The organism is Caballeronia sp. LZ043, from assembly GCF_031451075.1.
Taxonomy (GTDB): domain Bacteria; phylum Pseudomonadota; class Gammaproteobacteria; order Burkholderiales; family Burkholderiaceae; genus Caballeronia.
In genome coordinates, this window is record NZ_JARUXT010000002.1 from 1035793 (window position 1) to 1060014 (window position 24222).

24 protein-coding genes and 3 pseudogenes are annotated in these 24222 nt (G+C 61.4%); 12 read left to right on the top strand and 15 right to left on the bottom strand.

The annotated features are described in order from the left end of the window. Positions 1-461: 461 nt before the first annotated feature. From QCE64_RS18290 to QCE64_RS18335, 10 genes and pseudogenes are all read right to left on the bottom strand, one after another. Positions 462-767: a hypothetical protein gene (locus tag QCE64_RS18290; RefSeq protein WP_310005293.1), complete on the bottom strand. Its 306-nt coding sequence runs from the start codon at positions 765-767 to the stop codon at positions 462-464. Next, positions 764-1138, bottom strand: coding sequence for a phage holin family protein (locus QCE64_RS18295; protein ID WP_310005295.1), 375 nt, complete (start codon positions 1136-1138; stop codon positions 764-766). Before QCE64_RS18295 ends, QCE64_RS18290 begins: the two co-directional genes overlap by 4 nt. A gap of 137 nt (positions 1139-1275) precedes the next feature. Then, positions 1276-1449: a hypothetical protein gene (locus QCE64_RS18300; protein WP_310005297.1), complete on the bottom strand. Its 174-nt coding sequence runs from the start codon at positions 1447-1449 to the stop codon at positions 1276-1278. Positions 1450-1944: 495 nt separating this feature from the next. Next, the gene (locus QCE64_RS18305) at positions 1945-3249 is read right to left on the bottom strand and encodes a cation:proton antiporter (RefSeq protein WP_310005300.1); all 1305 of its coding nucleotides are present in this window, start codon (positions 3247-3249) and stop codon (positions 1945-1947) included. Between the two features lie 164 nt (positions 3250-3413). Continuing rightward, the gene (locus tag QCE64_RS18310) at positions 3414-4280 is read right to left on the bottom strand and encodes a glucose 1-dehydrogenase (RefSeq protein ID WP_310005302.1); all 867 of its coding nucleotides are present in this window, start codon (positions 4278-4280) and stop codon (positions 3414-3416) included. A 108-nt stretch (positions 4281-4388) separates the two neighbouring features. After that, a pseudogene (locus tag QCE64_RS18315) lies at positions 4389-6731 on the bottom strand (membrane-bound PQQ-dependent dehydrogenase, glucose/quinate/shikimate family). Positions 6732-6905: 174 nt separating this feature from the next. Next, positions 6906-7130, bottom strand: a complete 225-nt coding sequence (locus QCE64_RS18320) for a DUF2795 domain-containing protein (protein ID WP_310005304.1) — start codon at positions 7128-7130, stop codon at positions 6906-6908. Positions 7131-7652: 522 nt separating this feature from the next. Further along, the gene (locus QCE64_RS18325) at positions 7653-8351 is read right to left on the bottom strand and encodes a DJ-1/PfpI family protein (RefSeq protein WP_310005306.1); all 699 of its coding nucleotides are present in this window, start codon (positions 8349-8351) and stop codon (positions 7653-7655) included. Between the two features lie 948 nt (positions 8352-9299). Beyond that, positions 9300-9668, bottom strand: a complete 369-nt coding sequence (locus QCE64_RS18330) for a hypothetical protein (RefSeq protein ID WP_309839558.1) — start codon at positions 9666-9668, stop codon at positions 9300-9302. A 36-nt stretch (positions 9669-9704) separates the two neighbouring features. Beyond that, entirely contained in the window at positions 9705-10022 is a 318-nt protein-coding gene (locus tag QCE64_RS18335) for a hypothetical protein (RefSeq protein WP_310005309.1), read from the bottom strand. Between the two features lie 213 nt (positions 10023-10235). On the opposite strand from QCE64_RS18335, the pseudogene QCE64_RS18340 reads away from it, so the two are divergent. From QCE64_RS18340 to QCE64_RS18360, 5 genes and pseudogenes are all read left to right on the top strand, one after another. Then, positions 10236-10895: pseudogene (locus tag QCE64_RS18340) on the top strand (flavodoxin family protein); the annotation flags it as partial. Between the two features lie 96 nt (positions 10896-10991). Continuing rightward, positions 10992-12200: a zinc-dependent alcohol dehydrogenase gene (locus tag QCE64_RS18345; RefSeq protein ID WP_310005311.1), complete on the top strand. Its 1209-nt coding sequence runs from the start codon at positions 10992-10994 to the stop codon at positions 12198-12200. Positions 12201-12419: 219 nt separating this feature from the next. Next, positions 12420-13043, top strand: a complete 624-nt coding sequence (locus tag QCE64_RS18350; protein ID WP_310005312.1) for a UdgX family uracil-DNA binding protein — start codon at positions 12420-12422, stop codon at positions 13041-13043. A gap of 13 nt (positions 13044-13056) precedes the next feature. Further along, positions 13057-13444: pseudogene (locus tag QCE64_RS18355) on the top strand (DUF3175 domain-containing protein). A 276-nt stretch (positions 13445-13720) separates the two neighbouring features. Then, the gene (locus tag QCE64_RS18360; protein ID WP_310005314.1) at positions 13721-13918 is read left to right on the top strand and encodes a hypothetical protein; all 198 of its coding nucleotides are present in this window, start codon (positions 13721-13723) and stop codon (positions 13916-13918) included. 996 nt (positions 13919-14914) lie between these two features. Here QCE64_RS18360 and QCE64_RS18365 read toward each other — a convergent pair. Together QCE64_RS18365 and QCE64_RS18370 are read right to left on the bottom strand one after the other, a co-directional pair. Beyond that, positions 14915-15184, bottom strand: a complete 270-nt coding sequence (locus QCE64_RS18365; RefSeq protein ID WP_309839567.1) for a DUF1488 family protein — start codon at positions 15182-15184, stop codon at positions 14915-14917. 85 nt (positions 15185-15269) lie between these two features. Then, complete coding sequence (locus tag QCE64_RS18370) at positions 15270-16493, bottom strand: tyrosine-type recombinase/integrase (protein ID WP_310005316.1); 1224 nt, start codon at positions 16491-16493, stop codon at positions 15270-15272. Positions 16494-16632: 139 nt separating this feature from the next. Here QCE64_RS18370 and QCE64_RS18375 point away from each other — a divergent pair, with 139 nt between their 5' ends. From QCE64_RS18375 to QCE64_RS18385, 3 genes are read left to right on the top strand one after another with little or no spacing between them, the layout of a single operon-like run. Continuing rightward, on the top strand, positions 16633-17649 hold the full coding sequence (locus tag QCE64_RS18375; RefSeq protein WP_310005318.1) for a DNA-binding protein: 1017 nt from the start codon (positions 16633-16635) through the stop codon (positions 17647-17649). 47 nt (positions 17650-17696) lie between these two features. Then, positions 17697-18008, top strand: coding sequence for a hypothetical protein (locus tag QCE64_RS18380; protein ID WP_404987390.1), 312 nt, complete (start codon positions 17697-17699; stop codon positions 18006-18008). 39 nt (positions 18009-18047) lie between these two features. Next, positions 18048-18362: an HU family DNA-binding protein gene (locus QCE64_RS18385; protein ID WP_310005810.1), complete on the top strand. Its 315-nt coding sequence runs from the start codon at positions 18048-18050 to the stop codon at positions 18360-18362. Positions 18363-18389: 27 nt separating this feature from the next. On the opposite strand, the gene QCE64_RS18390 is transcribed toward QCE64_RS18385, so the two are convergent. Together QCE64_RS18390 and QCE64_RS18395 are read right to left on the bottom strand one after the other, a co-directional pair. Then, positions 18390-18593 (bottom strand): hypothetical protein, encoded by a 204-nt coding sequence (locus QCE64_RS18390; RefSeq protein WP_310005320.1) that lies wholly within the window; start codon positions 18591-18593, stop codon positions 18390-18392. A gap of 159 nt (positions 18594-18752) precedes the next feature. After that, positions 18753-19646: an alpha/beta hydrolase gene (locus tag QCE64_RS18395; protein WP_310005813.1), complete on the bottom strand. Its 894-nt coding sequence runs from the start codon at positions 19644-19646 to the stop codon at positions 18753-18755. Positions 19647-19865: 219 nt separating this feature from the next. Between QCE64_RS18395 and QCE64_RS18400 the strand changes: the two genes are divergently transcribed. From QCE64_RS18400 to QCE64_RS18415, 4 genes are all read left to right on the top strand, one after another. Next, positions 19866-20075 (top strand): dodecin, encoded by a 210-nt coding sequence (locus QCE64_RS18400; protein WP_309907899.1) that lies wholly within the window; start codon positions 19866-19868, stop codon positions 20073-20075. Between the two features lie 277 nt (positions 20076-20352). Then, positions 20353-22155, top strand: coding sequence for an ABC transporter ATP-binding protein (locus QCE64_RS18405; RefSeq protein ID WP_310005323.1), 1803 nt, complete (start codon positions 20353-20355; stop codon positions 22153-22155). 367 nt (positions 22156-22522) lie between these two features. Continuing rightward, positions 22523-22792 carry a type II toxin-antitoxin system ParD family antitoxin gene (locus QCE64_RS18410; protein WP_310005324.1) on the top strand — a complete coding sequence of 90 codons (270 nt, stop codon included), beginning with the start codon at positions 22523-22525 and terminating at the stop codon, positions 22790-22792. Continuing rightward, positions 22789-23100, top strand: coding sequence for a type II toxin-antitoxin system RelE/ParE family toxin (locus QCE64_RS18415; RefSeq protein WP_310005327.1), 312 nt, complete (start codon positions 22789-22791; stop codon positions 23098-23100). The genes QCE64_RS18410 and QCE64_RS18415 overlap by 4 nt, the downstream gene beginning before the upstream one ends. 47 nt (positions 23101-23147) lie before the next feature. On the opposite strand, the gene QCE64_RS18420 is transcribed toward QCE64_RS18415, so the two are convergent. After that, on the bottom strand, positions 23148-23702 hold the full coding sequence (locus tag QCE64_RS18420; RefSeq protein ID WP_310005329.1) for a pentapeptide repeat-containing protein: 555 nt from the start codon (positions 23700-23702) through the stop codon (positions 23148-23150). Between the last annotated feature and the right edge of the window lie 520 nt (positions 23703-24222).

Genomic DNA, 24222 nt, shown 5'->3' on the forward strand with positions numbered 1-24222 from the left:
CGGCTCGATGCGAAGGACGAGGGGTCCACGGGGGCGCCGCCCAGCGATGGAGTCGCAGCGCCCGTCCCGAAACGACGAAAGGCATGCAATCGGGACGCGCATGCATATGATGTCGTTCCCTATGCGTTGACGGGCGCACAATTCAATCTGGTTGTCGGAGTGGCGCAAGTCCTTAGGGATGTGGATGCGCTCGGCAGAAAAGCTGATACAGCGAGGGGGCAGCGAGAATCCCAAGATACCGAGGAGGCCTCGCATCGCGCGACGCATGCCGAAGGCGAAATTTGACAAATCCATGGCTCGGGAAGCCTCTGTCCGAGCAGGTCGCTTTCCCGTGTTGCCGCGTGGCCGTGCTGCAGCGCTGGCGGAGCTGCAGGCTCGCTATCTTCCGGTCGACCGCGCTCGCGCGGGGCAAGCCGAAACAGCCCTCAGCAAGCGCTAGGCCGCAAGCGTCTCGCGCGAAGTTATCCGCGCAAGCTGTTCAGGAAATCGCCGAACACGCGGTGCGTCGACGCGCTCAATCCCGCGCTTACCGCCGTCTGCACCGTGCGCCGCAAGCCGAGGATCGCGACGCCGATGAGCGCCAGCGCGATCAGCTCGGCATTCGGCGTGCGGAGAAACCACGGCGCGGCGTTTGTCGAGGTCAGCGTTCGGGTGCGAGGCACACGAGCGACGCGCACGGGCTCTTCCAGCGCATGCGCCGCCACCAGTTCCGCGCGTGTTTCCGCCATCCGTGCAAGGGTCATGTCTTGAGCCGCGGAATGTTTCATTGCGCCGCCTCCCTGATCGTGTCGACGTCGCGCCGCAACTCATCGCGCAGCAACTGGAAGGGCTCGGCCGGCTTGCGCGACATCATCACAATAACCGCGATTACGGCGATGGCGAGCCACACGCCCGCCACGCACCACGCTGCCAGCACTAGATGCGGCGTGCCGACCGCCGTCACGATCACGGCGATCGATACGAACGACAGCGAGAATAGCGCGCCGATCGCGAGTGCGACCATCGCGACCACTTCGTGAAGCACGCGCTTCTTCGTCTCGGCAAGCTCGATGGGAATCAGCTCGCCGTAATCGACGAGACGCGCCGTGCAGAAACGGCCGATGCTGCGCCAGCTCGAGATCCTTTTCTGAATGGTCATGGCGAGTGCTCCAGCGACGTTGAAGGGAGATGCAGCGCGGACGCCGTTGCCATAGCAGGACTCATGGGCATTCGACCGGCTCCGGTGGCGGCGATGTGCGAGGCCAGCAATCATGATGCCGCGTCCGAAGCCCCGCGTTAGGAATTGGCATCGCCCTCCGTTTGCTTCGTCTCCGACAGATCGTCGGTCCTGACTTCGGCCTGACGCACTGACGTGCCTTCGTCGTCGTTTTCCGAAATGTCGGTTGTGAAGGTTACGTCGCTCGCGGCGGATTCGTCTTGCGCGTCGGGCTTGTTCGGTGCGGTACTCATATCGATAACTCCTTTTAGCAACTTCGGAACAATGTCGACGCCTTCGCCTCGTGGGGACTGCCTGCTTGGCGAACTGCGTTAACGTCTCATCGGTGGACTCTTCCTTCTGCAGCGCTCTGCGGGGCGAGCATTGAAATGTCGTTGAAGCGCTCGTTGGACGGAACTCGCGATGCTTCTGAGGCCAATGATCTCAATTCCACAACATTAGATGGCGTACTTGCGCGAATTCACCTGTACATCCGCTCCCAGCGAAGTGCTTCACTTCGCAATTTTTCTTCGACCGACGGTCACGCTGGTTCCGGTCGGCTCGCACCAACGTTTGGAGCATTGAGTGTGCCGGGTTTTTGCCGACTCAATAGACGGCGCGCTTTCATAAGCCGGTTGGCCTTAAACAACGGCGGAACATCGCGTCGAGAGCACGCGAAATTCAGCGCCTTCGAGAAGCTATGGGCGCCCTGGTCGCCGAGAATAGCGTTGACTGACGGTTCGAGTGTGTTATCTCGCCTTGAGATACCGGGCGAGCAGGGTGGTAGCAGTGGCGCCATGCAAAAAAACTGACATTACGATCGCCGCGAGGATGACGGGCATGAGTTGGCCAACGATGCCGTTACCCGCCTTCTCCAGCGCAAATAGCAAATAGTAGAACGCTCCGACGCCGCGTAAGCCCAGCCAGGCGGACAACACACGCTGGTGACGATGCATCGTTGAGCCAATGAGCGAGACGCCAATACTGAGCGGACGAGCGACGACGAACAAAAATAGGACCGGCCAGACGATCGACCAGTGAATGAGATCGCGCCAGTGAGCCGAAACGATGCTGCCAATGATGACCATCAGGCCCAACTCGATGAAGCGCTCCACCTCGACCGAGAATCCCATCATCTTCTCGGCAATGTACGCGTGAGCCAGTTCGGGATCCTTGGCCGCTTCTTCCCGCTCGCCGCGTTCTACTGAGTCGAGCGCCTCGCTCGGCAGTTTCTCGCCAGTCGCCTTCAATTCCTGACGCCGAAGGGAGACGCCGGCGACAAACACCGCGATGAAGGCATAACCATCGACGATCGACGTCGCACCATACGCCAGCGCAACGAGGCCCAGCGCGAGGAAGCCCTCGAGCCCGAGCGCGTGGTCATAATGCGTACGAAGCCAGGTCACCAGGATTACGATGCCCGTTCCCAAGGCCCAGCCGATGAACACCGCGCTGACTAGCCCCCAGGCGATCGCCAGCGAAAACGTCCACGGATTCGCGCTGCCTACGCTTTCGACTCCGCACAGCGCCAATGCAACAAAGACCATCGGCGACGCGGTGCCGTCGTTCAGACCGCCTTCCGATGATAAGGCGAAGCGTAGCGGTTCATCGTCGCCCGCCTCTTCGACCCGGAGTTCGTTGGCCAGAACCGGATCGGTCGGTGCGAGAACGGAGGCCATCAACAAGGCCGGACCGACGGGGAGGTCAAGGCCCCACCGGGCGGCGACGAACATAATAGCGATCGTGAGAAGCATCGCGGGAACAGCGAGTCGAACAGTCAGTCGCCAAAGCGGATCCGAAAGTTTGATGCGCAGGTACATGCCGATCGCGAACAGCGAGACTACCAGTCCCGCCTCAGTCAGCATGCGCAACAGCGTGACGTCGCGTTGAGTGTCGATCGCGAGCAAATTCGCGCACGCTGGTCCAAGCAGAAACCCGACGACGAGATAGACCATAGCGCCGGTCATCGGCAATTGTTCCACGATCTTACGGCCGACCGCCATCAAGATCAGTAGGGTCCCGACTATGAGGAACCAAACGGCTTCAACGGTCAAATTGCCCCCAGTGCACGGTTCAGTGCGCGCAGTACCTCTGCGGCGATGAAAGGGCTCAGTCGCTGTGCGATAGCACGGGCGGACGCTCGCACGTCAGGCCGGAAGGCCTTAGCAAGTCATGGCGCCACGAGCATATAGGGCTCAGGCAGATTTCGGCAAACCTCTTAAATGATCGGCTTGCCGCCCGTCACCGCGACGGTCGCGCCCGAAATGTAGCTGGCCTCGTCCGACGCGAGCATCACATAGGCGGCGGCGAGTTCGGCGGGCTGGCCAGCGCGCTTCATGGGCACCTGCGAGCCGAAGTTCTTGACCTTTTCCGGCGGCATCGTCGACGGAATGAGCGGCGTCCAGATCGGGCCCGGTGCGACGCAGTTCGCCCGGAGACCGCGCTCGGCCAGCAGTTGCGCAAGGCCGCCCGTGAAGTTCTGGATCGCGCCCTTTGTGCTTGCGTATGCGATCAGGCCCGGATTCGGATTGTCGGCGTTCACGGACGTCGTATTGACGATCGCCCCGCCTGCGTTCATGTGTGCGAGCGCCGCCTTGGTGATGCGGAACATCGCGCCAATATTCGTCGAATAGGTCTTGTCCCATTCGTCGTCGCTGATATCCTCAAGGCGGTCGTAAGTCATTTGATACGCCGCGTTGTTCACGAGCACGTCGATGCGCCCGAATGCTTCCACCGTCTTTTCGACAAGAGTCTTGCAATGCTGGCGATCGGTGATGTCGCCTGGCAGGAGCAGCGCCTTGCGCCCGGCCTCTTCGACCCAGCGCGCGGTTTCCTTCGCGTCGTCGTGTTCGTCCAGATAAGCAATGGCGACATCCGCGCCTTCACGCGCATAGGCGATCGCGACCGCGCGCCCGATGCCGCTGTCGGCGCCCGTGATCAGCGCCGCTTTTCCGGTCAGCCTGCCGCTACCCTTGTAGGTCCGCTCGCCGTGGTCGGGCTTGGGATCCATCGGTTCGGTCAGACCGGGGATTCGGCTTTGCTGCTGCTCGGCAAAAGGTGGGGTCGGATAGGCATCGGCGTTCATGGATGTTCTCACTGAGAGAGTCGGGGCTTGGCCTCGTCCAGCAAGCACTAGGCCCGGATCGGGGACAGCCCAAGCGATGGGACTTTGATTACCCTTCGTCCCGTCATTTCAGCGAGAGCTGTCAGTGGTCGCTGGCAACGTATAGGCAATGACATAGTCGCCGAGCTTGGTCAGGAACGATCCATGTCCGCCCGCCGCGATAACAACGTATTGCTTGCCATTCGCCTCATACGTCATCGGCGTCGCCTGTCCGCCGGCGGGCAACCGGGCCTGCCAAAGCTTCTCGCCCGTATCGGTGCTGAATGCGCGCAGATAGTCGTCCGCCGTCGCACCGATGAAGAACACATGGCCCGCCGTCGTCACCGGTCCGCCGAGCATCGGCATGCCCATCTTAAACGGAAGCGGAATCGGCGATGAATCGCGCGTCGTGCCGATGCGCTTCTTCCAGATCACCTTGTTTGTATTCAGATCGAGCGCGGCCACATACCCCCAAGCCGGCTGCTTACACGGTAGGCGCACAGGCGAAAGAAACGGGTCCAGCTCCACGCCGTACGGCGTGCCGTACTGCGGCTGGATGCCAACTCAGTGCCGGTGCCGCCCTGTCCCGCATGCGTCGGCTCGATCGGATTACCCGGCCCGCGCGGGATGAGGCTCGAGACCAACGGCAGCGCTATCGGATTGGCGATGGCTAGGCGCCGGTCGGTGTCGACGGCGAGGCCGCCCCATTCGAACATGCCGAGATTGCCTGGGAAGACAAGCGTGCCCTGCTCAGAAGGCGGCGTGAACGGTCCTTCATAGCGTAGCCGGTGAAAGATGACGCGGCACATCAACTGGTCGTACATCGTCGCGCCCCACATGTCGGCGCCAGTCAAGTTCTTTTGGGGGCGGAACGTAAGCTGCGAGAAAGGCTGCGTCGGCGACACACGATCGCCCCTGGCCGCGCCCTGCGGCACGGGCTGCTCCGGCGCGGGCACGATGAGCTTGCCGTTGCGCCGGTCCAGCACGAAGATGTTGCCGGTCTTTGCAGGCACATAGATCGCCGGCACGATGTTGCCGCTCTGGTCGCGGATATCGGCGAGCGTCGGCTGCGCGGGCACGTCCATGTCCCACAGGTCGTGGTGCACGGTCTGATAAAACACGCGAGCTTGCCCGTCGATGCATTGAGCGCGAGCAGGCCGCTTGCATAGCGCTCAAGATTGGGCATGCGGTCGCCGCCCCAGATGTCGGGCGTCTTCACGCCCATCGGCAGGTAGACCAGATCGAGCTTTGGATCATAGGCCGCGGGTGCCCACGAGTTTGGGGAATTCGGCGTAAAGCTGCGCTGATCGGCGGGAATCGCGTTCGGATCGGCCGCGCCCGTATCGAAGGCCCACAGCAGTTTGCCGGTGTCCACGTCGAAACCGCGTATCACGCCGGAAGGCTCGTGATTGCTAAAGTTGTCGGTGACCGCGCCCGCGACTACGATCACCTTCGCGGTGACGACGGGCGGCGATGTCGGCTCGTATTGACCCGGCGTCGTGACCGGCTGCAGATGTTGCAGGTCGAGCATGCCGTTCGCGCCGAAGGTGGGGCAGCGTTTGCCCGTGGCGGCGTCGAGCTCGAACAGGCGGCCGTCGTTCACGGGCAGGAGGACGCGGCGCACGCACAGCGGCAGATTCGCGACATTGCCGGCGTTGCGCGCGTGGGTTGCGGCGGGCGTCTCGAAGTAGGAGAGGCCGCGGCAGGTCACATGCTGGAAGCTTGGGTCAGGCTTGAGCTCCGGATTGAAGCGCCACCGTTCTTGGCCGGTCGCGCCATCCAGCGCGATCGCGTTCTGATGCAGAAGAAGAGCGCGCCGTCGACGGCAAGCGGCGTCACTTCATCGGTGATTTCGAGCGGATCGTTCGGGCCTTTCATATCGCCGGTGCGAAAGCGCCATGCTTCCTTCAGCTCGTGCACGTTCTTGTCGTTGATCTGCGCGAGCGGGGAATAGCGCGTGCCCGCCTGCGTGTTTCCATAGGCGAGCCAGTCGCCCGGACGCGCAACGGAAGCTGCCGGCGCCGTCGTGGACGGCGATGCGGCCGCCTGGACGGTGCCATTGATCTGCTGCGGATCGTTGAACCACGCATAGGCCAACGCGATGCAGCACAGCACGACCGTCACCCCGATTGCGATAAGACCGCCCCGCGGGGGCGCTGCCGCGGGTGCTGCATACGAGCGCCAGACGAACGGCAGAACCATCCAGATGCCGACGGCGATCAGGACGTCCAGCCGCGGAACGAGCGCCCAGAAATCAGACCCGGACTCGGCGAGCGCCCATATCAGCGTGCCGAGCAGCAGCAGCGCGTAAAGCCAGAGCGCACGGCGATCGTTGCGCCCGACGAGGAGGGCGATCGCCAGCATCATGATGCCGGCAATGACGTAATACGGCGAACCGCCGATGGCCACGAGCCACCCGCCGCCGATAATCATGTAAGCACCCGACAGCACGGAGAAAGCGAAGGTGATCCACTTCGCCACAGGAAACGGGGCGTGCGGCCGTGCGTGAGGCGGCAAAGATGAACTGTTCATTCGGTAACCCATAAGTGCGGACGCCGACTGCAGGCGTGCCGCCGGCTAAAGAGACCGCGATGGCCAAAATTTGACTCAGTCTTCTTCTTGGCCGACTGCCTTCGAGACTTCGGCGGGGGTCTGAAACTGCCCCTCAGGCAGCCCATCAAGCGCCGAAAGGACATCGTCGCTTGCGCCATTGCTGCGCGCCATTTCGACGAGTGTCTGTTTGTCCGCGGGATAGTCAACGCCCTTCAATGCCTTCTGCATCTCGATAAACACTGTTGGAGCCGCGCGGGATGTTCCGCTTCCGCTTGCCATGGTCTTCGCTCCCTGAAGAAAGATCGACGCACGAATTGCCAAAGCAGTCGTTGTGTCCGTCGGTTAGAAGTCCTCGTTAGCGGGTCCCCAGGATCGACCAAACATCTCTGTTGCCTGCAAGGTGCTCGAGCGCAGCCTTCGCATGAACGGCTCGCACGCCAACTGAGATTGCGGCACGCGCGCCGATGGACTCGGGGGCCGCGGGACAGGACGCCCTATATGCGCACCATTCGGCGGGTCGACCGTCGGATTGGAAGCTGTGCGTGAGGGCCATAGCACCTTTGCGTCCCGCTCGGAAAAAGCCACAGCCCGCGCTGATAGAGATTTCGGTGACCGTGGTCACGCAAGAGGAAGTCGATCTGCACTGCGGTGTCTACGAGCGGATGTTGGCCGAAAAGCACGGCGTCGTGCCGCCGATCCAGTGACGCATAGTCCCGCAATCGCGCCGCGGCAAGCGTTTGGATAAACTACCGAATTAGTGCCGGGTTGGCGCGAGGTGCTCGATCAATCTCAGGAGCCAACTTAGGCGATTTGCCTTTTCGGCAATAGGCACCGATCTGAGCGGCCTGCTCCCGTTCCTGCACTCGCGCGCGGCGAGCGACGTGTGCGCGCTGACCGGAACGTTGATGAAACGTGGCGATGGGTCCAATTGGCCGCGTTTCCAGCAAGCGCTTCGCGACCTCGATGCGCAGATTCGGCAGATGCGCGAGCGTGGGATCCCGACGGCTTCCTTGGAACGACGGTTGAACGTGCGTTCGCTTCCACAAGGGCGGCTGCCAGATCGCTCAACCGGAACCCTTGCTGCAGCGTGGCCTCCATCTGCTGCTGGGCGGTGGGACGAGCTTGTCGGTCTGCCCATGTTGTCGACAAGGGTGGCAAAAGACGTTGGGAAGTCCGGTTCATGTCGATCAACAGCGCCTTTGCGGTCGTCGTGGCGAGTCTTTCGCCCGCACATGTTTCCACGAGCCGCACCGCGAGGTTCAGGTACGACGTCACGGAATCGCCTGAGATGATGCCGTCTTGTTCGATCAGCAGTTCGCGGGCGCGGACTTCGACCGGCGGATAACGGCGTGCAAAGTCCGACGCTCTCGCCCAGTGCGTCGTTGCGGCACGGCCATCCAGCAGGCCGGCCTCGGCGAGCAGGTAGTTGGCCGTGCAACAAGCCGCCACAATGGTGCCCGCCTTGCGTTGGCGCCGCAACGTGGACGACAGTTCGTTCAACTGCTCGCGGCGCCCGATGAACTCGATCGATGTCGGAGAGAAACGGTGCTGTCAGTAAACGGCGTCCGCCAGTTTGCGCGGGTCGATCTCTTCATCGACGTCGAATGGTCTGAGGCGACGCAGCCGTCACGGCACGGCCGCCGGCGGCGCGAGAGCCGCTATTCGATTTGGTTTGCCTTGAGCAGTCGGCAGCGTCGCCCTATAGCGCGCAGTTACCCTGATAGGCCGGCTGGCTAAAAAGCCCACCGACCGGACGCCGTGGCGTTGAATTGCCGCAGCCGTCCACCGGCCGCCTTGACGATGAGGGCGTTCAAAAACCCATGGTAAGAGTACGCCTCCCGACGGCGGTAAACCCGCTTTCTATCGTCAGTCATGACGCGAACAATGATCGCAAGGGTGACCAGCGATAGAAAGATTATGGAAGGCTGTTATGAGCTCGCTTTCAGGCAACACGTTCTGACAGGGCTCGCCGTGCCCGAGGGCAACGCTTTCGCTGCGATGTTGATCATAAAATTTCCGAGCGGTATTCAGCGCGCTAGCGGTGTACTTGGCATCTTCGAGAGCCCGTGCGAAGCGAAGCGTTTCGCGATCGAATACGGGATAGAACAAACCGAAGGACAGAAAGCGCTTAGCTCTGAGGTAGCGCGTGCAGGCGAGAGCTAGGGCGGCATCCGTTTCCCGGATGAGGCTTAACTGAAGTTAGGCACCGATCTAACGTTTCATGGATATGGCTGTCTTGCGGTCATTAGTTTGTCTTTGCTGCGGTTTTTTCGCCCCGTTTTGTTTAGCGTCCCGATCAAAAAGCGTCTCGATTTTTTCGCTCGGCTAGTCCGCTATTGATGCGCCCGTGTACGGCCGCCTATAGCACGCGCCATTGCCCTATGTCGCTGCCGCCGCGAGCCAGCAGCATTTCACCATGAGCGACGCGTCGTCCTAGTGCAGTACGGCTCACTTCACGTCGTGGCTCATTCGATCCACGACGAGCTGCCCACAGGCGACCAGAATGCTCGACACCACCGGAACCATGTGACGCGGTACGCACCATTCGTCCGCGGTCGTGTCTTGCATCAATTGTTCGGCAAACAAGTGAAAGACTTCAGAGCACGACACTTCCGGGTACAGGTCAATTTCGCCATGCTCGCGATGCACGCAGGCAAAGTGTTGCACGCAGCGACTGAGCGCTGCGCCGGCCAGTTGTGAGGCTCGATCGTCCTTAGCAGACAGACTTCCCTGCATCTCATGTACCGTTGTCCACAGCACCTCGGCTAATCGTTCTGGGATTCCGAGGTACACATATCCCGCACTTCCGCTCTCCATCTTTCGCTCTCCGGAACATGAACCATCAGATAAGCGCTACGTCCTTGCAATCGACATGCCCCGCAGACGCGCTGTTCTCTTCAGTCCGCATCGCCATTCAGTGATCCTGATGTCGAAGATCGCGTGTGATTGAACTGCGCCGAGTGCCATGCGCCGAAGCATCATCGCTTTGTCTTCGACCAGCACGTAATGATATTCGCGTAGTACGAACAGGCGCCTCAGTGCTATCTCGCGTTCCCGACTGTCGAGCTTCATGACCTCAACGTCCCCGAGCTGTCGTCGGATGCGCTCGGCCAACACCGCAATCTCGGCCGATACTCGCCTCACGTGCTGATCATCGTCATATATGTTCATGGCCGCATCCTTAGTCGTCCAGCTTCGCGCGTTTGCGAGTTGAGGTCGAGAAAAGCGCAACGCACGTGCCCCGCACGGAGGAACGCGGCATGCTTCGCTGCTGCATCACTTGAGCGGGAACATCATGGTCAAGTCGAAAGAGCAGAACGCTTCACCCCGTGCCGCTGCCTGGGGCAACGTGCTGAGGCCGCGCTACACCGCGCCTCTTACGAAGTCGACATGCTTGACCTTTCGCGTCTGAACTCCGAGCACGACCTGCACATCCATCCGTGCAAAGGCTGTGTTTCGACCGCGATGCCGCTGTGCCACTGGCCGTGCAGTTAGTATCCAAATCATTCCCTCGGGCTTGTGAACGATTGGATGAACGAGATCTACGAGCGAATCGCTGCGTGCCACGGCTTGCTAATTGTTACGCCGGTTTATTGGTACCAGGTAAGCAGTCTGATCAAGCTAATGATGGATCGACTCGTGTGCGCCGACGGAGGCAATCCCGATTCGAGCTCGACGCACGGCAAGACGCCAGCGGAAGCCAAGAAACTCGAACTCGACGGTTGGGACTATCCAAAGCATTTAGCGGGTCGCGCCTATGGACTTGTTGTTCACGGCGACGTCGCGGGTATCGAGGGATCGCGACGCTCGCTGACGGACTGGCTGAACTGGATGGGTTTCGTCGAATCGGGCGCACTCTCTTGTCTGGATCGGTTCATCGGGTACTACGAGCCGTATGCGACGATTCACCAATCACTCGCCGCCGACACATGCGTGCAAGCGGAAGTGGACAACGTCGCTTTCGCGTTGGCTGCGAAAGTCGCGCAGATACGCAGAGGAGAATTCGAGCCTGATGAGCATCTTGAACAGCCGAGGTCCAAGTAGATTCGAACTGAGAACTCAGGCAGGCAGGCGGGTCCAGACGCGGGCGTAGCGCTCGCTCGAAGCGCACCATGTCCACACCGAGCAAAGGAGCACGCGATGAAAGCGGTCGTTTTTCACTCAGTCGGCAACATCTCGCTCGACACCGTTCCCGACCCGACGATTCAGCACGACCAGGACGCCGTGGTTCGTCTGACAGCCAGCGCGGTTTGCGTAACGGACCTGCATATGGTGCGCGGAACGTTACCCGGCATGAAACCCGGCACGCTTCTCGGTCATGAAGGGGTAGGCGTTATCGAGAAAATCGGCAAAGGTGTGCGCAACTTTAAACGCGGCGACCGCGTGCTGATTCCGTCGACGATTTCATGCGGCTTTTGTTCCTACTGCCGCAAGGGCTACACGGCGCAATGCGATGAAGCGAACCCGAACGGTGCAGCGGCAGGCACGGCGTTTTTCGGCGGTCCGCAATCGACCGATCCAATCAATGGTTTGCAGGCGCAATACGCGCGCACGCCGCATGCGAACGCGAGTCTCATCAAGCTGCCGGAGGGTGTCGACGATGAGCGGGCGATTCTCATGTCAGACATTTTCCCGACCGGATATTTCGGCGCGCAACTCGCCGAAGTGACGAAAGGCGATACGGTCGCCGTGTTCGGCGCGGGGCCCGTCGGCCAGTTCGCGGTGGCGAGCGCATTCATGCTAGGCGCGGGGCGAGTGATTGTCGTCGACAGGTTGAAGGACAGGCTCGATATGGGGCGTGCACAAGGCGCGGAAGCTGTGAATTTCGACGAAGAAGATCCGGTGCAGGCGATCCTCGCGCTGACGGGCGGAGTCGGTGTCGATCGCGCCATCGACGCCGTCGGAGTCGATGCGGTGCACGCGCAGCAGGGCCCGGCCGCGTCGGCTGACAACGTCACGCAGGGTGAATCGGAAAGCCGCGCCGTCACGCCCGAACGCAATGTGTCCGCCGGAAACTGGATTCCCAGCGACGCGCCCACACAAGCGCTCGACTGGAGCATAGCTGCGCTGGCGAAAGCGGGCACGCTTGGCATCATCGGTGTCTATCCGCTGACCGATCGCTTCTTTCCGATCGGCGTGGCGATGAACAAGAACGTAATGATCAAGATGGGCAACTGCAACCACCGCGCCGTGACGCCCGCGTTGATCGAGCGTGTGCGTAACGGTTCTTTCGATCCGCTGCGCGTGCTGACCACCCGCGAGCCGCTGAAGCATGTCATCGACGCGTATAAGGCCTTCGACAAGCGCCAGCCTGGTTGGATCAAGGTTGCCCTGGAACCGGTGGCGTGAAGCGTCTTTTTTCGTAAGGCCCGACGTGGCTGAGGTGTCTTTGCTGGCGCTCGATCATTACACGTGCCTTGATAAAACGCTTTCTCACGGCCCGATAATTGCTATACGCCTTTCGTTTGGCTTCAATGCTTTCACCCAGCGGAGAGTGCGATGTCCCCCACCTTGAAAAGAGTCGCGCGCCTGGGCGCGGCGCGGCGCGTCGGCAACGCATGATCGGACATGGCGACGAAGCAACCCGGCGTCGAGCCGGATCAGACGCCCGAATCGCTCGATGAGTGCCGGCGCTGCGCGCTCTGGAAAGATGCGACGCAGGCCGTGCCGGGCGCGGGGCCGCGTCATGCGCCGATGATGATCGTCGGCGAGCAGCCCGGCGATCAGGAAGACCTGCAGGGCGAGCCCTTCGTCGGTCCCGCTGGCGCGATGCTCGATCGCGCGCTGGTCGAGGCCGGCGTCGCGCGCCAGGAGGTGTATGTCACCAATGCGGTGAAGCACTTCAAGTGGGAGCCGCGCGGCAAGCGGCGCATGCACAAGACGCCCGCGCAGCGCGAGATCGATGCGTGTCGCTATTGGCTCGAGCAGGAGACCGGCGATGTCGGGCCGAAGGTTATCGTCGCGCTCGGCGCGACCGCGCTCAAGTCCGTGCTGCGCAACTCGAAGGCGACGCTGCAGGCTACGATGGGTCATGCGGTCGAGCATGAAGGCCACGCGATCGTCGCGACCTACCACCCTTCCTTCGCGTTGCGCGCACCGGACCCCGAAACGCGCGAACGGGTCTACAAGGCGATCGTCGATGCGTTGCGCGAGGCGCATCGGCTCGTTTCGCGTCATCACAAAGCGCGTTGAGGAAAAGCAAGCAATGGCAACGAGCACCCGAGCTACGAAGAGCGCGTCACGCAAGACACGCGGCGGCAAGCATGCGAGCACGCGGCAACGGCACACGCTTGCGAGCGACCGCAAGAAGGCGAGCCAATCGACGCCGAAGCGTTGGTCGCATCATGTGATGGAAACGAGCGATGCGATGGATATCGAGCGCGATATCGGCCGGCAGTGCATAGGAAATCACGGGTTCGCTCAAGCGCTCGGCGACGCGCAGCACGCGCCGCAAGGGCTCTCCGTTTCAATCGGCGATGTCGATGCTGAACTTCAATATTAATCGCGCGGGACGCAATCTGCCGAAGTCGCGCAAGAGCACGTCGGAGCGCGCGAAGAAGCGCTTGCGCGAGGCGTTCGGACGCAAGCCCTGAATGCGAATCGCGCACGGCCCACAAAGGGAGACCGCGCGCGTTGCTTACTCCCACTTTTCAAACTGATCAAGGCGGACGCTGGCCGCCCTCATGCTGTGGCAGCCGCTGATTCTCCTGTCGCTGGCCGGTCTGCTGGCCTTGTTGTTGCGATTGCCCCGGTGACCTTTCTCGTTGGCCGTGCTCCAGCGTACAGGCCATCGCACTGTTCGCCTAAAAATGTCACCGGTCTGTAAGCCTTGCAATGGGACGAGGAACGCCGATTGCCGTCGGAACGCGATGCAAACCTCTTCGAGCAAGGAGACGGCCATGGCGCAGCAACCTCCACTCAATCCCGGCGACGAGGCCGAGCTCGGCGCGCCCAGCACAGGCGAGGGTATCTGTCCGGACTGCAACGGCTCGGGCAAGCTCGATGGCAGCGAGTGCAAGACCTGTGGCGGCACGGGCAAGGTCATACAGGGCATCGGCGGCGGTTGATCCGATGGCCGCGCTCGCGGAACGACAGATCGTCGCGCTCTACGATGCAGGCGTGATGTCGCCGCCGTACTGCACCATGTCGTCGCGGCCTATGCGGGCAGCGGCATCGACTGGAGGCTTTCAATCCGCTCGTCGGCGCACGCGCGTTGGGGTTAGGCAAGCGCTGAAGACATCATCGATGCATCAATGCGGCACGCCGGCGCGATCAGGTCGTCCATTTCAAAGGGCTTCGCGAGTATCAGCATGCCGAGGTGCTTCGCGCGTTGGAGCTCGTCCGCATAAGCCGGTCATCAGCACGATGCTTGTTGATGGCAGGCGCTTCAGGATCTGCTCGGCCAGATCGACGCCGCTCATCTGGCCAGGCAGCTGTACGTCGATCGGAGATCCACCGAACCGGGCGCGGCCGGAGAGCGTGTGATGAGGCGGGCTCGCTACGCCGTTGCGTCACGCCGCGCTGCCGGAGCGCAGCGTCGGCCTTCGCGTTCGCGTGCTAGGTCCCGCCATGGGATCACGGCGTCGGATCAGGGTTAGGGCTTCGTGGAGCCGGGCGGATGCGGATTCTTGTCCTGCGTCGATGGCAACTCGTTGTCCGCCGCCTCATGCGCGCGCTTTACGCGCCGGGTCTAACTGCGTCTGCCTCGTGTCGGTGGTCGGCGAGGCTGGCGTATCCGGCGTTTCGTCGCGGCCGACGGGTTCGTCCATACCGTGGGCGGTGGCGCGCTTCACGCGCTAATGCGCGACGCAGATCGGGATCGTGCTGCGTGATGGTCTCCGTGGATGCGTCGAGCCCGCCCGCGGACGCACGCTATCACGTCGAACGCAGCAATCGGGCGGGTCGGCATTCAACGGACTGCCCCTCGCTGCGCTTTTTCGTATGAGCCGCGCTAAAAACGTCCGAAGCGAAACTGCGCAACTAACTGTCGATCCGAAGTTCTCCTCACCGAATGCGCCGTCAGCAACGCGCCAAGCAATGTTGACGCCGTAACGCCACTTGACCTAGCCTCGCGAGAAGTCAGCCGTCGTTAGCTCAAAGCGCGTCGTGGGATGTGCCAGCAGCTTTCGATGGGCAATCGCGCGGATGCGGTTTTCGCCATCGTGAAAAGTCTTCAGCATCCTGGCATCGTCCGCTTGGGCCGGCAGCCAAAAATATGCCTCTAGGACAGCCCGCGAAATCAGGCATTCGATGGCGCCGAGCTTGGAGGCGAGAACGAAACTCACGCCGCGTTGATTCGCCGAAATTTGAGAGTCAAGGTCGAGTGATTCCATGGCGAGTGATCGGACTCGGGGGGCAAACGATTTTGGCATGGCGTCGCACGTTTTGGGAATACGTTCGTTGATGCTGCGAGCGACCTCACCAGTCAATGCGATGCTTTTCGTCGGTCTCTCGATGACGTCGGTCGTCATCGATGTGGAGGTAAAGGCTTGTCGTCGTCAACGACGCATGCCCGAGGTTGTCGCGCACGAGCCGCAAGTCGACTTGGCGGTCCGCCATGTGAGAGCCCGCGGAATGACGCAGCCAGTGAGCCGACGCTTGCTCGAGCATTTCGGCCCGTGCGGCAGAAGACGGGTCGCGCTCACGCAGTCTGGCCGCCGCGCTCGTGAACACCGCTTTCACGATCGCGTGCAAGGCAGCCCGGGTCAACGGCGCACAGGTCTGCGCGCCGTGGTTCGCTGCGGTGGCGCCAATGGGCAAGACGAGCGGTGTATCTTCGTTCGAAGACGGAAGCGCGCTCAAGCCCAAGTGCTGTCGGTACCGCGAGAGTTCCGTCATCATTTCCTGGGTGGCCGGCACCAGCCGTTCCTTGCCGCCTTTGCCGTGCACGGTCAGCCACCAACGAACTGCGCCATCTGCATCACGCCGGACAAAGAACTGCCCCATCGTGTTGGCGCCGACCTCCGCGATGCGCAGGCCGCCCAGATAAAGTAGGGTGAAAAGCCATCTCGCCCGGACCGCATGGGCCGTTGCTCGATCGGTGTCGCGCGGCATCGCCGCGATGGTGTCCTTGACCTCCTGCCAGACGCTGGGCTCCAGATAACGGGTGATACGTGGCGCGGCCTGTTTGGCGCGCTGTCGGGACAACGAGAGTGGATTGCCCGCGAGATAGCCTGCCTGGACCAACCACGAAAACAACGCATTCAGAATGACGATCGCCTGACGCTGACTGGCGGGCGAGAGCGGCCCATAGAACGGGCGCCAGCGCGCGTCGCTGCGCGCGTGCTTGCGGCCGCGGCCCGCGACCCATGTGGCTGCCGGTTGCGGATCGGCGAGGAACTGCTGGTAGCGCAGGCAGTCTTCGTGCGTCAGTGAGGACAGCGGCTTGCCGAGCATGACGACCGACCACAGCAGAAGCCGCTCAGCTTCCTTGCGATAGTTCTCGAAGGTGGTTTTCGTATCGACGAAGCGGGACAGCCACGCGCGAATCGCATCGAGGTCGTTGTTCGCGGCGATCTGCGCGCGCCCCGTCGAAGCGCGGTTCAAGCCCGCGCTGCCATCCAAATCATGCGGGATGACGAGCGTTTCGAGCGGCGCAGGCTGCAGTGCATGGGATGTCGGCGGGGGGAGGGCGGGCCTCAAGATCACCTCATTTGTTTTCGCTATTCTAAACCGCTAGCCTCGACATTATAGGATTAATGTCAAATTGTGCCGGCAACGGCGTCAGATACATGCTGGAATACGTTGTAGTATGTGAACATTGGGTCCTCCTTTTGCGCTTATGTCCGACGTTCTCTCCGACGAAACCCGCCTGGCGGCCGATATCGCGCGCCTCAAGGTCGAATTCCCCAAGACGCGGGAGCTCTATCGCGAGGTGTGCGCACTGCTGTTCTTCCGCTTCGGCGTGGCGCCGACCGCCAATCGCCTCTACAACCTGGTGCGGCGCGGCACGATGAGCACACCAGCGTCGGTATTGAGCGAGTTCTGGGCGGAGCTGCGCGAGAAGAGCCGGGTGCGTATCGAGCATCCGGATCTACCCACGGATCTGAGCGCCGCCGCAGGCGAACTGATTGGAACCCTGTGGACGCGGGCGACCACGTCCGCCCACGCCGAGCTGACCGCGCTGCGAGACGAAGTCGAAACGCATCGAGTTGAATCCGAACAGAGGCTGATCGCAGCCCGCGAGGAGTTAGGTCGGACCGAGACGGCGCTCGAGCAGCGCACCGCGGCTTTGCTGACGGCCCAGGCCGAGATCCGCGAACTGGAGCGTCGGCAGGCGGAAGAGGTCGCCACGCGCAAAGCGCTGGAGGCAGAGATCAAGCGTCTCGGCGAAGAGGCCGTGGCGCGCGAGCGAGAACTGGAGAAAGTGCGCGACACATTCTCGCGTGATCTGGAAAAACTTCGGGAGACGGCAAACCGCGCCGAAGAGCGCTCACGCGCTTCGGAGAAGCGTGCGCTGTTGGAGATCGATCGAGAACGCGGCGCGGTGGCCATGGTTCAAAAAGAACTGGCGGAGGCAGGCAAACGCGCGGACAAGCGAGAGGCCGAACATCGTCGCACCATCGAAGCGCTGCAGGCGCAGCAGGGCGACGCCCGCCATCAGACCGGAATACTGCAGGGCAAGCTCGGCGCGCTCGAAGCGGCTCACCAGTCGCTTCAAGCGCAGTTGAAGTCGCTGCACGGAACGGCGCGGCCGTCGGCGCGGCGCTCGCCCACGACAGAATCGAGTCCGCCAGTCAGGCGAGCCGCCCGAAAGGCCGTCGTCGGCAAGACGACGAGGACGAAAGCTCGCACGTAGATAATGACCGAGTGGCGCCGGCGAGTGGCGCAGCCCACGACGGGCTGATGCCCAGCCGCGCCGACGGTCGAAAGGAGGAACAGGTGAGAAGATCAGCAGAGAACAAGTTGAAGGTGGTTGCGGTACGCATCGACCCTGTCATCGAACAGCGGTTGCGCGTGCTGGCACAGGCCTCAGGGCGCAAACAGTCGTTCTTTTTGCAACGGATGATCGAAGAAGGCATTGAAGCGATGGAAGAAACGTGGCTGGCGCCAGACACGCTGGCCAAGGTTCGCCAGGGTGACTTGCCCGAACTGCTCGCTGCATACGGCACGACAGCAGATCTGTTCGACCTGAATGCGACTGACGCGGCTTCTTAGCAGCGGCGGTCATTCAGTTTTTTTAAGCAATTCGGTACGATCGCGTTCGTTTTCAACAGAGAAAGGAAGAGATCAATGAACAAACAGGAACTGATCGACGCGGTTGCGTCCGAGTCGGGTATGAGCAAGATCGCAGCCGAAGAGGCAGTCAATGCGGTGTTCGAGACAGTATCGAAAACCGTGGCCGCAGGAGACGCTGTTCAGCTGATCGGTTTTGGATCGTTCGGGACCGGCGAACGCGCCGCGCGGACTGGTCGAAATCCGCAGACGGGCGAGACGATTGAAATTGCTGCGGCTAAGACAGTCAAATTTACGGCAGGCAAGGCGTTCAAGGACGCAGTCAACCACTCCTAGAATAAAGGCGTTTGCCAACCAGCTACGTCAAAAAAGCTGAGTTTCTAGCGGCAGAAGGTTGATTAGCTTGACCGCGGTGAGGCGTTCGGATCCGTCTGCGTGGATGGACCTGATCATGACGCGCTGTCCGCGCGCTTCACCCAGCACTTCGACGATGCGATCACGATAACGCGCGATGGTGCCGCGCGGCGGCTTCCGCTTGATGGGGCGACGTTCGGTCGAAGAGAGCATAGCCAGTCAATGCTGTTGCGTCGTCCCCATTATGCCAAGGCCCGTTTGCTACCCGCGTAGGCGTGATCTCTGAACTACAGTTAAAGGCATCAACGTGCGTCGCATAGCCGTTGGTTCTCGGCCGGAGGTTCAAATAGTGTCATTGCCGAATGCGGTCGCTCAGGCGGTCCAGGCGTGAATGTTGAGGATCGCCTCGGCGAAGGCGTCGGGTGCTTCCTGCGGAAGATTGTGACCAGCATTGGCGACGACTCGGTTCTCATGGCGGCCGGTGAAGCGCGTCGCGTTCGTCAACCGGCCGCCGGGCGGCGAGACGCCGTCCGTCTCGCCTTCGAGCGTAATGGTGGGCACGGCGATGGGCGGCAGGACGGACAGGCGGCGCTCGATATCGTCGTAGCGGGGATCGCCGTCTTCCAGCCCGAAACGATGCCGATACGAATGCACGACGACATCGACGAAATCGGGATTGTCGAAAGCGGCAGCCGAGCGTGCGAAGGTTGCGTCGTCGAAACACCAGATCGGCGACCATTGTGTCCACAGCAGTCGGCAGAATGCGCGCCGGTTGCCTTCGAGCCCGGTCCTGCCGCGCTCTCCATGAAGATAGTACTGATACCACAGCCGATGTTCCTTCTCGGGATCGGCCGGCCGCGAAGCAGCCGCGATGTTCTGGATGTTGTAGCCGTTGACGGACACCAGCCCGCGCGTCCTCGCCGGCCAGAGCGCCGCCACGATGCATGCCGCCCGGCCACCCCAGTCATAACCACCGATGATCGCCTGCTCGATCCCGATTACATCGAGCAGCGCCAGCAGATCCGCGCCGAGCGCCGCCTGCTGGCCCGAACGCAGCGTGGCAGAGGACTGGAAACGCGTGGGCCCGTATCCCCGCAGGAATGGGATGAGGACGCGAGCGCCCTGTGCTGTCAGGCGAGGCGCCACGTGCTCGTACGCGTGGACATCGTATGGAAAACCGTGCAGCAGGATGACTGGCCAGCCGTCAGGCTCACCCTGCTCGTCGTAGGCGATTTTCAGCAGATCGGTGGTGATGTGTTTGAGCATGGTGGAGAAGAGTACCGACTCCATAAGGGATCATCAAACGAGAAGATTTGCGCGTCATCCCAGTAAAACTCTCGCGAACGGCGCGGTTGCGCAGCCGTGCAGGCCATTTATCGTCAACGCGCAGAACCCATCCGAAAGACTGGCGAGGTACACCTTTTGCTCCGGCACCCGGCGAACCCGGTCAAGTCGTCGGATCCCTACATCCCCCTTGGAGGCTCCATGTCCGAACACGTCTATGAACTGCTTGAAGTCACGGGCTCATCGCCCATTTCGTCCGATAACGCTGTCGCGGTGGCGCTCGAGAAGGCGTCGGGCACAGTGAGGAACATCGAATGGTTCCAGGTAACGGAAACCCGGGGACACACCGAGGGCGGCAAGATTCTCCATTGGCAGGTAACCTTGAAGCTCGGCTTCCGGGTCGACGACTGAATTCGGCGACTACGTAAAGCCTCCGCCGAAGCATCGTGCGCAACATCTTTCTCGTCCTGTACAGCCTGGTGAAGAACGCCTTGAAAACCTGCTTGGCAGCCTTGCTGGTTGCCGTTTGCGCGGATACGGCAGTGGCCATGGCTCGCCCTCATCACCGACATCATAATGGCACCCGCATCATCGTCACCATCCGCATCACCGGCATCATCGCTAGCTCCTTGAGCAAGAGGTGTAGGCGGCATCCGGGCGCACTCCGTCGCTGTGGCTGACTGACATCATGGAACTTCTCCAGCAGACTGGCGAGTTTTTCAAGCGGGCCGGGCGAGCGCTCCTGCTCGTCTGGGCCACGTCGCCCGCATTTCTCGTTGGGCTGCTCATCGCGACCCTTATCGCCGGCGTGCTGCCTGCCGTGGCGGCGGTCATTGGGCAGCGGATCGTGGACGCCGTCGTCGCGGCGACGCGTGGCTCAGTACATGGCCTACACTGGCCTGTCGCGCGCTATCTGCTGCTCGAGGCATTGCTTCTGGTCGCCCTCGCGGCGAGTCAGCGGGCTCTGTCGTTGCTGCAAAATCTACTTCGCGCGCGCCTCGGGCAGAAAGTCAATCTCCTCATCCTGGAGAAGGCTCAGAAGCTGAGCCTGGTTCAGTTCGAAGACGCAGAGTTTTACGATCGCCTTGTACGGGTACGGCGCGATGCGTCATCACGTCCCCTATCGCTCGTAATGAAGTCACTCGGACTGGTTCAGAATGTCATCGCGGTGACGAGCTTTGCGGTATTGCTCGTGAGGTTTTCACCGTGGGCGCTCGTGATATTGGTGGTGGGCGCCATTCCGAGTTTTATCTCCGAAGCCCGTTTTTCGGGAAGCGCCTTCCGCTTGTTTGGGCGGCGGACGCCCGCGAGCAGGCAACAAAACTACATCGAGTCCTTGCTCTCGCACGAAGCCAACATCAAGGAAGTCAAGCTCTTCGGCTTCGCGCCGCTTCTTCTGCAACGCTATCGGGACACTTTCGAAAAGCTCTACGCAGAAGACCGCGCGCTGACACTGCGGCGCGACGGTTGGGGCTTCCTCCTCGGCGTGCTGGGGACAATCGCATTCTATGCGGCCTATGCATGGATCGTCCTCGAGACCGTCAACGGAGCGATCTCGCTGGGGCAAATGACGATGTATCTGGTTCTGTTCAGACAAGGACAGAGTGCGGTTAGCAGCAGTTTGTCGTCAATTGGAGGGCTCTACGAAGATGGGCTGTATCTGAGCGACTTGTTCGAGTTTCTTGCGCAACCGGAAACCATTGGCATCGGGCATCTAACACGAGGGCTTCATCCGGGCTCGGGACTCAAGTTCGACCGGGTTTCGTTTGCCTACCCTGGAGTCGAGCGCCCCGCGCTCACGGACATCAGCTTCGAATTGAAGCATGGGCAGACTCTCGCCCTCGTAGGTGAGAACGGTTCTGGCAAGACGACGCTCATCAAACTTCTGACCCGACTTTATACCCCGTCTTCCGGGCGCATCCTGCTAGATGGGACAGACCTTCGGGAGTGGGACGAATATGCGCTGCGCCGACGGATCGGCGTCATCTTCCAGGACTTCATTCGCTATCAGTTCAAGGCGGGGGAGAATCTAGGCGTCGGTGATATCGAAGCGTTCTCGGACAAGACGCGTTGGAGTGAGGCGGCTCGCAAGGGGATGGCCGCCGCATTCATCGAGCAGATGGAGAACGGCTATGAGACCCAGCTTGGACGATGGTTCGCGGGCGGCCGGGAATTGTCGGGCGGGCAATGGCAGAAGATTGCGCTTTCGAGGGCATACATGCGTGAGAGCGCCGATATCCTGATCCTCGACGAGCCGACCGCCGCACTCGATCCCGAAGCCGAAGCCGGAGTGTTCGCGCAATTTCAGGCACAGTCCGGACAGCGAATGTCCATTCTGATTTCGCATCGCTTTTCAAGCGTGCGAGGCGCCGACCAGATAGTGGTGTTGGACGAAGGGCGGATACTCGAACGTGGAAGCCACGCGCAACTGCTTGCCCGGAACGGCCGCTACGCGCACTTATTCGGCCTGCAGGCTAAGGGTTATCAGTAGGCTATTCCGTCGCGATTCGAAGATTTCATGCGTCCGCGCGTCTGAATGCATGTCGTCTGAGCCGACGAACGACGTAGAAAGGGTGAGCCCAACGACTATCAGTGTTTCCGATTGTGGCTACTAAGCAGTTGCGAAGCTATGCGCGTCGGCAACTGTAAACTGTGTGCGTGCCGCCACAGCGATGGTCGAACACCGCCAGTTCATCATCGAACGACTTTAGCGGGAGAAAAACGGCCCGCAGTGATGATATTTGACCCCATTTCGAGCGACGGTTGCGGGAGTTCGGTGAGGAGGGGTTCGCGGCGCAAGACGGTTGCAGACCCTAGTCGAAGCGAGTAGGATTGAATCCTACTGATTGGAGGCCGCCATGAGAACGACGCAGCAAATGAGCATCACTTTGCCCAACGAGATGGCTGAGTTCGTTCGCACAAAAGTCGCAAGCGGCGACTATGCGTCAGACAGCGAAGTGCTGAGAGATGCCCTTCGCGCGCTGCGCGAGCGTGACCGTGCCGTTGAAGCGTGGTTGCAAAACGAAGTGGTTCCCGCAGCGCAAGCACTTCGAGACGATCCAAGCCGTGCATTGTCAGGCGACCAGGTACGTGCCGAGCTGAAACAATCTCGCACCCGCCACGAATGAATTGGCGCGTCCAGTTTGCACCCGAAGCGCTAGATCAACTGCGTAAACTTGAAAAGCGTATCGTCGACGCGGGCGCTCCGATGGCCGCCGCACGATACGTTGATTCGATTGTCGATTTCTGCATGAAGCTCGAGACGTTTGCAGCGCGAGGTGTTGCGCGCGACGACTTGCTGCCTGGACTGCGGATCACTCATCTCCGCAAGCAGGCGATCGTCGCCTATATCTTGGAGAGGGAGCTCGTCTCTGTCGTGGGTGTCTTCTACGGGGGCCAAGACTACGAGGCGGCGCTTGCGCAGGATGACGAGTAGAGGGTGAACCAGCAGCGAGTAGAGGTCAATGCATCAGGCGAGCAGGTTTACGTGACACAATGAGCACCATGCGGGCGAGGAGTGAAACGCGCGCCCGCATGCGTGGACCGCTGACATTGCGCGCCTGTGAAATTGGCCTGCTCCCATTGCACGGCGTCGCAGCGTGCGCCTGTCAGGATCGCGCGGTTGAAGTCGGCCACCGTGAAGACCGCGCCGGTGAAGTCGGCGGCGGCGAGCAGCGCGCCGCCGAAGCGGGCATAGCGGCCGGTCGCGTTGGCGAAGCACGCGCCTTCGAGCACAGCGCCTTCGAAGCGTGTCTGGACGAGACGTGCATCCCTGAAGTCCGCGCCGGTAAGCGTCGCGCCGGTGAACTGGCACAGCGACAGATCGCGTCGGGGAAGCGCTGGCGGCTCAGGTCGGCGTCGAGAAAGAGCGTCTGGGCGAGCGCCGTGCCGGAGAACACCGCGCCCGTCAGAGAGGCATTGCGCGCGGTGAAGCGCGTGAGATCCGCATCGCTTGAGTTCGTTTCCTCGAACGTGCAATCGACTGCGTCGCAACGGAACACTCGCGCTGCGTCGAAGCGCACGCCCGACAGATTGCATGTTTCGAACAAGCTCCCTCCGAACTGCGCGCTAGATAACATCGCGCGCGTGAACGTCGTGCGCAGAAAGCTCGCGCGGCCGCCGTGCGCTTGCTTCAGCCGCTGTTCCGTTCTAGACGCTTGTCGAGCGCGACGGATTTGCTGGGCAAGTCTAAGGCTGGCGGAGCCGGGTCTGACGACACCCTTGTAAATCTCATTTGCAAACAACCTGCTTGGTGGCGCGACGCCGTGCCACTTGCTGTGGCTTTCAAGAACGAACGCGCTGACTCTGCGTGAGCCAGCCGCAATCGCCAACGCCTGCGAATATTGATGTCTGGAACGTGCGCCAGCGCGCTGATGGAGAAAATAGGTAAGCACACAATTCATAAAAAGAAAGAGATAAAAGAATATGAGGCGAGATCACGGGGAGTGCCTGCAACGTTCGCGGCAGGTGATAGACGGTTTTGCTGCGCCGACGGAAAGTCAAAGCTTCATCGCGCAGCGGGTTACTACCACGGCGCTTCGTCTAAGAGTTGCTAGCC

What these genes read in the sequence shown, in the direction of transcription:
- QCE64_RS18375 (WP_310005318.1), top strand. Translation starts at nt 16,633, where the DNA reads ATGTCCGACGTTCTCTCCGACGAAACCCGCCTGGCGGCCGATATCGCG.
- QCE64_RS18335 (WP_310005309.1), bottom strand. Translation starts at nt 10,022, where the DNA reads ATGAACATATATGACGATGATCAGCACGTGAGGCGAGTATCGGCCGAG.
- QCE64_RS18310 (WP_310005302.1), bottom strand. Translation starts at nt 4,280, where the DNA reads ATGAACGCCGATGCCTATCCGACCCCACCTTTTGCCGAGCAGCAGCAA.
- QCE64_RS18395 (WP_310005813.1), bottom strand. Translation starts at nt 19,646, where the DNA reads ATGCTCAAACACATCACCACCGATCTGCTGAAAATCGCCTACGACGAG.
- QCE64_RS18405 (WP_310005323.1), top strand. Translation starts at nt 20,353, where the DNA reads ATGGAACTTCTCCAGCAGACTGGCGAGTTTTTCAAGCGGGCCGGGCGA.
- QCE64_RS18410 (WP_310005324.1), top strand. Translation starts at nt 22,523, where the DNA reads ATGAGAACGACGCAGCAAATGAGCATCACTTTGCCCAACGAGATGGCT.
- QCE64_RS18290 (WP_310005293.1), bottom strand. Translation starts at nt 767, where the DNA reads ATGAAACATTCCGCGGCTCAAGACATGACCCTTGCACGGATGGCGGAA.
- QCE64_RS18330 (WP_309839558.1), bottom strand. Translation starts at nt 9,668, where the DNA reads ATGGAGAGCGGAAGTGCGGGATATGTGTACCTCGGAATCCCAGAACGA.
- QCE64_RS18360 (WP_310005314.1), top strand. Translation starts at nt 13,721, where the DNA reads ATGCAAACCTCTTCGAGCAAGGAGACGGCCATGGCGCAGCAACCTCCA.
- QCE64_RS18345 (WP_310005311.1), top strand. Translation starts at nt 10,992, where the DNA reads ATGAAAGCGGTCGTTTTTCACTCAGTCGGCAACATCTCGCTCGACACC.
- QCE64_RS18350 (WP_310005312.1), top strand. Translation starts at nt 12,420, where the DNA reads ATGGCGACGAAGCAACCCGGCGTCGAGCCGGATCAGACGCCCGAATCG.
- QCE64_RS18390 (WP_310005320.1), bottom strand. Translation starts at nt 18,593, where the DNA reads ATGCTCTCTTCGACCGAACGTCGCCCCATCAAGCGGAAGCCGCCGCGC.
- QCE64_RS18300 (WP_310005297.1), bottom strand. Translation starts at nt 1,449, where the DNA reads ATGAGTACCGCACCGAACAAGCCCGACGCGCAAGACGAATCCGCCGCG.
- QCE64_RS18420 (WP_310005329.1), bottom strand. Translation starts at nt 23,702, where the DNA reads ATGCAATCTGTCGGGCGTGCGCTTCGACGCAGCGCGAGTGTTCCGTTG.
- QCE64_RS18320 (WP_310005304.1), bottom strand. Translation starts at nt 7,130, where the DNA reads ATGGCAAGCGGAAGCGGAACATCCCGCGCGGCTCCAACAGTGTTTATC.
- QCE64_RS18365 (WP_309839567.1), bottom strand. Translation starts at nt 15,184, where the DNA reads ATGGAATCACTCGACCTTGACTCTCAAATTTCGGCGAATCAACGCGGC.
- QCE64_RS18400 (WP_309907899.1), top strand. Translation starts at nt 19,866, where the DNA reads ATGTCCGAACACGTCTATGAACTGCTTGAAGTCACGGGCTCATCGCCC.
- QCE64_RS18380 (WP_404987390.1), top strand. Translation starts at nt 17,697, where the DNA reads ATGCCCAGCCGCGCCGACGGTCGAAAGGAGGAACAGGTGAGAAGATCA.
- QCE64_RS18415 (WP_310005327.1), top strand. Translation starts at nt 22,789, where the DNA reads ATGAATTGGCGCGTCCAGTTTGCACCCGAAGCGCTAGATCAACTGCGT.
- QCE64_RS18295 (WP_310005295.1), bottom strand. Translation starts at nt 1,138, where the DNA reads ATGACCATTCAGAAAAGGATCTCGAGCTGGCGCAGCATCGGCCGTTTC.